At 68.5% G+C, this 8,021-nt stretch carries 6 protein-coding genes; 2 read left to right on the top strand and 4 right to left on the bottom strand.

From position 1 onward, the window contains the following. Position 1 precedes the first annotated feature (1 nt). Positions 2 to 1,498: an oligosaccharide flippase family protein gene (locus DX912_RS01875; RefSeq protein ID WP_115840746.1), complete on the top strand. Its 1,497-nt coding sequence runs from the start codon at positions 2 to 4 to the stop codon at positions 1,496 to 1,498. A 666-nt stretch (positions 1,499 to 2,164) separates the two neighbouring features. Here the strand turns inward: DX912_RS01875 and DX912_RS01870 are convergent. Next, on the bottom strand, positions 2,165 to 4,006 hold the full coding sequence (locus DX912_RS01870) for a choice-of-anchor Q domain-containing protein (RefSeq protein WP_115840745.1): 1,842 nt from the start codon (positions 4,004 to 4,006) through the stop codon (positions 2,165 to 2,167). Positions 4,007 to 4,125: 119 nt separating this feature from the next. On the opposite strand from DX912_RS01870, the gene DX912_RS01865 reads away from it, so the two are divergent. Then, positions 4,126 to 4,878 carry a YdcF family protein gene (locus DX912_RS01865; RefSeq protein ID WP_181902669.1) on the top strand — a complete coding sequence of 251 codons (753 nt, stop codon included), beginning with the start codon at positions 4,126 to 4,128 and terminating at the stop codon, positions 4,876 to 4,878. Here DX912_RS01865 and DX912_RS01860 read toward each other — a convergent pair. The 3 genes from DX912_RS01860 to DX912_RS01850 are packed head-to-tail and all read right to left on the bottom strand — an operon-like array spanning position 4,865 to position 8,006. Continuing rightward, positions 4,865 to 6,112 carry a glycosyltransferase family 4 protein gene (locus tag DX912_RS01860; RefSeq protein ID WP_147298537.1) on the bottom strand — a complete coding sequence of 416 codons (1,248 nt, stop codon included), beginning with the start codon at positions 6,110 to 6,112 and terminating at the stop codon, positions 4,865 to 4,867. The two genes, DX912_RS01865 and DX912_RS01860, sit on opposite strands and share 14 nt — an antisense overlap. Further along, positions 6,112 to 7,245 (bottom strand): glycosyltransferase family 2 protein, encoded by a 1,134-nt coding sequence (locus DX912_RS01855; protein ID WP_181902668.1) that lies wholly within the window; start codon positions 7,243 to 7,245, stop codon positions 6,112 to 6,114. Before DX912_RS01855 ends, DX912_RS01860 begins: the two co-directional genes overlap by 1 nt. Next, positions 7,242 to 8,006 (bottom strand): polysaccharide deacetylase family protein, encoded by a 765-nt coding sequence (locus tag DX912_RS01850; protein ID WP_115840742.1) that lies wholly within the window; start codon positions 8,004 to 8,006, stop codon positions 7,242 to 7,244. Before DX912_RS01850 ends, DX912_RS01855 begins: the two co-directional genes overlap by 4 nt. Positions 8,007 to 8,021 lie beyond the last annotated feature (15 nt).

Below are 8,021 nucleotides of genomic sequence, written 5' to 3'. Positions count from 1 at the left end.
AATGAGCAACGGCACCCCCGGTCTGGCCCGGCATTACCTGCGCTACTCCACCGCCAACCTGCTGGTGATGATGGCGGGGCTCGTGTCGTTCCCGCTGCTCACGCGGCTGCTGGACAACACGCAGTACGGCATCCTCGGCTACTACGAAACCTGGGTGCTGATGGCGGTGGCCGTCGCCAAGCTCGGCGCGCAGCATTCGATCCAGCGCTTCTATCCGCACGGTGGCGACGAGGAGCGCATGCGTTCGTTCGCCACGAACCTGTTCTACCTGCCGATGATCGGCTCGCTCGCGTTGTGGGCGTTCGTCGGTGCGGTGGTGATCGTGCACGGCTACGTCACCGGCGATGGTCATTCGCCCGTGTTCTGGATGGCGCTGGTGATGACGCCGATGCTGGTGTATTCCAGCCTCGTCGAAACCGTGCTGCGCGTGACGGAACAGTCGCGCACGGTGATGCTCACGCGCGTCGCCTGGCGTTGGCTGCAACTGGCACTGATGCTGGGCGCGGTGCTGGCGGTGCAGCACACCGCGGCGGCGGCGTATGGCGGAAAGCTGCTCGCCGTGGTGGTCGGCATGGCCTTCTACTTCGGCTGGGCGCGCCGCAACCTGCATTTCGCGCGCAGCCGCATGGATGCGGCGGAACTGCGCCAGTCGTTCGCCTACGGCATGCCGCTGGTGGCAACGGAGATCCTCGCTGTCGCGCTGGTGTCGGTCGACCGCATCATGCTCAAGAACCTGTCGGGCGACTTCGCGGTGGTCGGCATCTACAGCGTCGGCGCGGCGCTGGCGATGCAGGTGCACATGTTCATGAACCTCACCGTGTTCGAGTCGTTCACGCCCGCCGCGAACCGCGTGTTCACCACCGACGGCGCGGCGGCCGTGCGCGCGCTCAAGCGCACGATGCTGATGCCGATGACCTATGCCGCGATCGGCGTCGCCATCCTGCTGTGGACGCTGGGCACGGACCTGATCATCGCGCTCAGCGGCGCGGGCAAGGCGCAATCGGGCCCCGTGTTCGAACTGATGGGCGCGATGAACGCGATCCTGCCGGTGATGCTGGTGTGCGGCTTCGGCCTCGTGCTGGAGCGCCGCACGAAAACCGTGTTGGCACTGATGTGCCTGGCGGTGGCGGTCAACGCAGCGCTGAACTGGTTCTGGATCCCGGCGTACGGCGTGATGGGCGCGGCGTACGCGACGCTGGTGAGTTCGGCGGTGTCGAGCCTGGCGGCCTGCGTGATGGTGGATCGTTCACTGCGACAGTTCCCGGATGCGAAGACGCTGACCACGGTCGTTTTCGCCGCGATCGCCGCGCTGCTCGGCGGATGGGTCACGGTGCAGCTGTCGCTGCGTCCGGGATGGCAGCGGATGCTCGTCGGCGGAATGCTGATCGGCATGCCGTATCTGCTGGTGCTGCTGGCGCTCGATGGGCGCCTGCGGGCGATGCTGTATCCGAAGTTGCGTGCGGTCGAGCGGCGGATTGGCGAAGGGGCGGTGGGGTAGGCGTTGCGGGTTGTCGGGGCTTTCGGCATTCCCACGCCGGCGAAACGCTTTATCCGTCATCCCGGCGAAAGCCGGGACCCAGGCCCGTGACGTTCGGGTACTTTCGTCCCGGTAGCCCGCCTCACCGTCATTCCAGCGAAAGCTGGAATCCATTTTGCTCCAGCAGTGGACCGTCATTCCCGCGGGAACGGAACTCACGCGGGCAACGCGGAAGCAAGATCAACAGCTTCCGCTCGTGAACGAGCGGGTTACTTTTGTTTCGGCAAAAGTAACCAAAACCATCCGCTCCTGACGCGAGCCGCCGCTACGCGGCGGTGCCCTGCGCTCCTCGGCAATCAGGGGACGTCGCCCAAACTCGCTGCGCTTCGCTCCGCTCAGACAGTGGGCGACTCTTCGCCCCTGATTGCCTCCGGTGCTCGGCTCGCTTTAAGTCGCTGGAAGATCAAAGGCGTAAGGCAGAAGCAAAAGCGCGAGCCCGGCGCCGACCACTTGGGACGAGAGTGCCCGCAGGTTGCGGGCTGGGTCCCGGCCATTGCCGGGATGACGGTGATGTGGGTCGTCGCGCCCGAAGAGCCCGGCGTGGCGAGCGTGCGCGTCGGCCGCCGTCGAGATTGACGGCGTTGAATTGCAGATGCGTGGACGACGAATCGACGAGAGGGGCAACCCTCACCCCACCTTCCGCCCCCGATGCTTCCGCAGCGCCGCTGCCACGCCGGCGGTGAGCAGCGACGCCACCGCGATCGTCCCGATCATCCAGCCCGAAGACTGCGTCGGCGTCACGGCACCCGACGACGTGCCGTCGATGGCCGATCCGTCGCTCGCATTCGACGAGGCGGCCTTCGACGCGTCCGGCGCCGCGCCCGCACCAGGCACGGCAGCCGCAGTTCCGCCCTGATACTCGACTGCGCCAATGTCCGCCGCCGCACCCATCGGTCGCGACTGCCGCAGGAAGTCCGACGTCACGCTCGTGTTCTGCGTCGCATGGTCGATCAGCGGGCTGCCGGCCAGAGGCGCGGGATCGAACGTCGCCATGTCGCTGCTGGCGATCTTCGGTTCGCGTCCGCACACGTTGCCGGGCGGGCACATGTCGTCCTTGACGTTCCAGAACGCGTTTCCCGCGAAGCTCACCACCGCCGTGCTGTCGTCGGCGTAATGCGCGCAGCTGCGCATGTCGCCGTCGCTGGCGGTGACGTCCTTCTGGCCGATCAGCGCGTTGTTGTAGATGTCCACGCGCGAGGTCGCGTTGCCGCCGGCGGTGAGGATCAGGCAGTCGCCTTCGCCAGTGATGGTGTTGTGCCGCACGGTCGCGGTCTGCTTCGGCCCCACGCCGATCGATAGCGCGTTGCCGTACGCGCGGCACATGTCGCCGTCGCTCATGTCGTATTTCTTGTGGAAGTACGCGCACTGGCCGACGATCACCGAGTTCTCGACCAGCGCGTTGCCCGCGGTTTTCACCTGGTTGCCGGCGTTCGCGGCGGCGTACACGCGACGCACGACGACCGTCGCCGTCTTCGATTCGTCGGTGTACAGCAGATCGAGGCCGTCGGACGTGTTGTGGTGGATGCGCGAGTCCTCGACCAGCCAATGGCCATCGGTCTTGCCGGTGCCCAGGCCGTCGCCGTAGCCGCCTTCCTCCTGCGCCCAGCACGCGTAGGGCTCGCCGGTCTGCCAGCGTTCGGCGCAGCCGTTCCACGCGATTTCCACGTTGCGGAACACGATGTCGCCGTCGTTCGAGCTTTCGCCTTCGCCGACGTCGCCGTCCCAGCCCGCCCAGCCGTTGGCGTGGATGCGCACGCGTTCGATGGTCCAGTCGCGTAGCCCGCCGGCCATCACGCCGCGACCCGACAATCCGTGGATGTTCAGGTCGTGCAGCCAGACGTTCCTCGAGCGTTTCGCGCCGATGCCTATCGATGCCCATTGCCCGAACGGCGGCGCGTCGCGCTCGCAGCGCACGTCGTCGTTCGCGTGGAATTCCACGCAGTCGCTCTTGTCGGTGATCTCCAGGCAGCCGACTTCGACGTTGTCGGCGTCCTGCAGGTTGAACACCAGGTCCACGCGGTTGGTGCCCCACAGCTTCGGCGGCGCCTTGCAGCCGGAGTCATGGCCGGCGCCGAGGATGCGCGTGCGTTGCTGCGCGGTACCGCTCGGCGGCGACGCGGGATAGCAGTCGTACGGCGAGGAGCGGTCGCAGCGCGTGCTCTTCGTCGAGAGCCCCGGCGACTCCCAGCCGATCATGTATTCGCCCGGTCCGATGATCAGCGTGTCGCCGCCGTCGATTCTCGGGCGATCGTTGGTCGGCAGCGCGTAGTTCGGATGGCTCCACGCGCAATCGACGTTGTTGCCGCTGCCGGGATATGCCGCGTCGGCGCGGCCGTTGCATTGCTCGTCGGTACCGCCATCGGTGCGTACGTAGTACGTCGTTGCCGAAGCAGTCGACGGCATCGCCCATGGCGCGATCGCGCAGGAAAGCAGCAGGACGAAAGGAAGGCGAAGCCGCAGGATGGCCATGACGTGTTCCGGCGCGGGGAAGGGGACGGGCGCGCGTGCCCGCTACCGTGAAGAACGCGTTGCGCGGCTGCGTGCGGCCTTCTCGCGCGCGTGGCCTGTTCATGCAAGACTGCGGCGCCATGAGCCACCTCCTGCTCTCGCCGATGACCTGGGCCCTGCTGTGGATGGCCGCGGCGTGGCTGACATGGCGGCGCGCACGTGCGTGGTGGCGCGTGGCGTTGATCGTGGCAGGGCTGACTATCGTGCTGCTGTGCACGCCGCTCGGCGCGAACCTGCTGATCCGCGCGGTCGAGGCCCGCGTGCCCGCATCCGCACGTTGCGGCGCGAACGATGCGTCAGCGCCCATCGTGGTCCTGGCCGGCGGCCTGGAGGACGAGCCCCGCGCGCAGGACGACTACATCGCGCTGACGCCATCGAGCTGGCGCCGCCTGCGTGGCGGCGTCGAACTGTGGCGACGCGGCGCGCCGGTGCCGATGACGATCGCCGGCGGCGGTCCGTTCTCGATCAGCGAGGCGGCGGTGCTCGGGCGGCTCGCGCAGGACTGGGGCGTTCCCGCGCAGCGGCTGCACGAGGAGACGCAGTCGGCCAACACATGGGAAAGCGCGATGGCGCTGCGCGGATCGCTGCCGCCGCGGGTGCGCGTGGTGAGTTCGGCGACGCACCTGCCGCGCGCGCTCGTGGCGTTCGAGGCAGCGGGCTTCACGCCGTGCATGGTCGCGAGCGATTCGCTGTATGTCCCGATGGGAAGCGTCGGCTACTTCCTGCCGCAGCTGTCGGCGATGCAGAAGACGCAGATCGCGTTGTACGAGCTGCTGGGCGAGGCGAGCTACCGGTGGCGGGCGCGTCGAGAGCCCACGACTACGCCTCGATAGCCCCCAGATCCGCCAACGCCGTGCGCACCGGTCGCACGTTGCCGTTGAGCAGCGGCTCGTACGCACGCAGCAGGCGTGCGCCGATGGCCTCCCAGCCGTACTCGTCCTCGGCCAGTCGTCGCGCCTCGATGCCTAGTTCCGCCACGCGTACGGGCGAATCCAGCAACGACAGCACGGCATCGGCGAAGGGCTGCGCATCGTCGGCATACAGCGCACTACGATCGTGTCGAAGCGCGATGCCTTCGCTGCCGATGCTGGTGGTGACGATCGCCTTGCCCAGCGCCATCGCCTCCAGCACCTTCAGGCGCGTGCCGCTGCCTGCGCGCAACGGCACGACATAGACCGACGCGTCGTGCACGTGCGGACGCAGATCGTCGACGAAACCGGCGAGGTCCACGTTCGCGCGCACCGCTTCGGGTATCTCGAAACCGTCGGCCTTGCCGACCAGCTCGAAACGCGTGCCGGGCCGGCGCGCGAGGATGCGGGGGAAAACATCGCGCAGGAACCAGTCCACGCCGTCGCGATTGGGGAACCAGCCCATCTGGCCGACGAACACCAGCCGGTCCGGATCCGGCGCGTGCGCGGCAGGATGGTTGGTCTCCAGATCGACGCCGTTGGCGACCACGTGCACGTTGCAGTCGGGCACCAGATCGCGCAGGCCCTGCGCATCGACATCGGAACACGCCAGCACCGCATCGGCGCGCTCGCAGGCGCGGCGCTCGAAGGCTTCGAGCTTGCCGACCTGGCTGCCGAGGAAACGCCGCGCCCATCCGCGCGTCTCGATGCGTGCGCGTGTGGCGAGCAGGCGGTGTTCGACGTTGTGCGCGTTGAGCGTGACGGGCACGCCTTCGGGCACGCAGTCCGCGTGTGCGATCAACGGCAGCATGTCGAAGTGGACGAGGTCGGCATCGCGCGCGAGTGCGCGCAGGCGCTCGCGCAGCGCGGCCGAGTCGTACTTGGCGACGAGGAAAGGTGTCGGCGTCAGCGTGCCGCGAAGGGCGGCGCGTGCGAGCGCGCCGCGCGAACGTTCGGCCGGAATGCGGAAGGTCTCCACGCGCGTCATCGCTGCATGCAGCGGGCCGGCTTCGGCGGGAAGGTCGTCGTTGCGCTGGAAGCTCAGCAGCGTGACCTCGTGCTTCGACGCGAGCGCGCGCAGCACGTGCCAGGCGCGCAGCTGGTGGCCCTCGCGCGGCGGGAAGGGGAGGCGGCTGGTCAATGCGAGGATGCGGGCCATCAGTGCTTCTTCCACAACCGCGACGGGTCCATCGCCAGCGAAGCGGGCAACGACAGCAGCGCGGCGAAGTTCAGCATCACGAAGCTGCTTGCCGCCGGCAGCAGCGGCAGGCGCGCGGCGATGCGCGGCACCACCAGTCCGCCGAGCGCGCCGGCGTAGGCGAGCAATTGCAGGCCGAACAACGTGCGATACAGCGCGCCACCCGCGAACGCACTCGCCGCCAGCGCGACCAGCAGCGCCCACGGCACCAGCAGGCGCAGGAACTTGTGCGAGAACCACGCGAAGAAGACGGGGTTGGCGAACGGATTGGCCAGCCACGGCAGCCGCCTGATCAGCTGCCAGTTCCCGGCGAGCGTGCGCAGCTTGCGCTGGAATTCCTCGTCGACGCTGTGGCTGGCGCGATCGAACGCGAGCGCCTCGCGCGCCATCCACACGCGATGGCCGGATCGCAGCACCTGCAGCGGCATCCACATGTCGTCGAGCACGGTGCCGGCGGGAATCGCCACGAACAACGCGCGGCGCAGTGCGTGGATCGAGCCGCTGACGCCGTGCAGCCAGCCCAGGCGCGCTTCGTCCGAACGCAGGCGCTTCTCCATGCGCCAGTAAAGGCCGACGCCTTCGCCGGTGCCATGGTCGGCGGCGGCGATCACCAGCTCGCCGCTCACTGCGCCGACGGATGGATCGGCGAACGGCGCGCACAACGTACGCAGCGCGCCCGGCGAGAAGCGCTGGCGCACGTCGGTAAACGCCACCAGTGGCGTATCGACCTGGTGCAGCGCGAGGGTGAGCGCAGCGGCCTTGCCGACGTTGTGCGGAAGATCGAGCACGCGCACGCGCTCGTCGTCGATGTTCGCCGCGGCGCGAGCGGTGCCGTCGCGACTGCCGTCGCTGACGACGAGCACTTGCAGGCGATCGGCCGGGTAGTCCTGCTCGAGGATGTCGCGCACACGCGCGGCGATGCGCGCCTCCTCGTCGAAGGCTGCGACGACGACGGTGACGTGTTCGCAATCCGCGTCGTTCTGGAACGGCGCATGCCCGTAGCGGCGCGCGAGCAGGGCCGCCAGCAGCGGATAGCCCGCGTACGCCCACGCGACCAGCGCGATGCACAGCCAGAAGAGGACCGCGGCGTTCACAGCAGGCGCTCGCGCAGGCGCTGGTAACCGTCGTTGCCGAGCACGCGCTTGGGCAGCGCGAGCGCGGCATGCCGCGCCTGCATCCAGCGTGCGGGCAAGCCGCGCCAGTGCACCAGCGCGGCGAAATCGTCGAGCGAGAGGTTGCGCGTGACGGGAAGACGCTGCAGCCACGTATCGGAACGCCGGCGTTTGTTCGGCCCGGGCACGGACCCGAGCAGGTGCCGGTAGCCGAGCTGTTGCGCGGCGAGCAACTCGCGTTCGCCACCGCGTCCGCCGGGCAGTGCGAGCGAGTCGATCGGCCGGCCGCAGATCTGTTGCAGCCGGCAGCGGCTGTCGTCGAGTTCCGCCGTGAGGTCGGCGACATCGAGATCGGACAGGAACGAGTGCGTCCGACCGTGCGAGCCGATGCCCATGCCGTTGGCGGCTAGCCGGCGGATGTCGTCCGGCGCGAGCATGCCGCACTGGCCGATGAAATCGGTGGTGACGAAGAACTCCGCGCGCAGGCCGCGTTCGAGCAGCAACGGCATCGCGATCTCGACGTTGGACACATCGCCATCGTCGAAGGTGATGATCACGTCGCGCGTGCCATTCGCGCTCGACAGCGCGTCTTCGAGCAGCGGCGCGCGATGGCCCTGCTGCACCAGCCAGTCCAACTGCCGCGCGAACATCTCCGGATGCACGCTGTAGACGGGATCGAAGCGGCCGCGCGAGGATTCCTCGCGATGCAGGCCGTGGTACATCAGGATCGGCAGCGTTCCCATGACGGTGCCCTCACG

Source organism: Lysobacter soli, from assembly GCF_003382285.1.
Classification (GTDB): domain Bacteria; phylum Pseudomonadota; class Gammaproteobacteria; order Xanthomonadales; family Xanthomonadaceae; genus Lysobacter_J; species Lysobacter_J soli.
Note: the sequence above shows the minus strand (reverse complement) of the source record. Positions and strands in the feature narration are given on the sequence as shown.

Coding starts and splice junctions, on each gene's coding strand:
- DX912_RS01875 (WP_115840746.1), top strand. CDS start 2: ATGAGCAACGGCACCCCCGGTCTGGCCCGGCATTACCTGCGCTACTCC.
- DX912_RS01870 (WP_115840745.1), bottom strand. CDS start 4,006: ATGGCCATCCTGCGGCTTCGCCTTCCTTTCGTCCTGCTGCTTTCCTGC.
- DX912_RS01865 (WP_181902669.1), top strand. CDS start 4,126: ATGAGCCACCTCCTGCTCTCGCCGATGACCTGGGCCCTGCTGTGGATG.
- DX912_RS01860 (WP_147298537.1), bottom strand. CDS start 6,112: ATGGCCCGCATCCTCGCATTGACCAGCCGCCTCCCCTTCCCGCCGCGC.
- DX912_RS01850 (WP_115840742.1), bottom strand. CDS start 8,006: ATGGGAACGCTGCCGATCCTGATGTACCACGGCCTGCATCGCGAGGAA.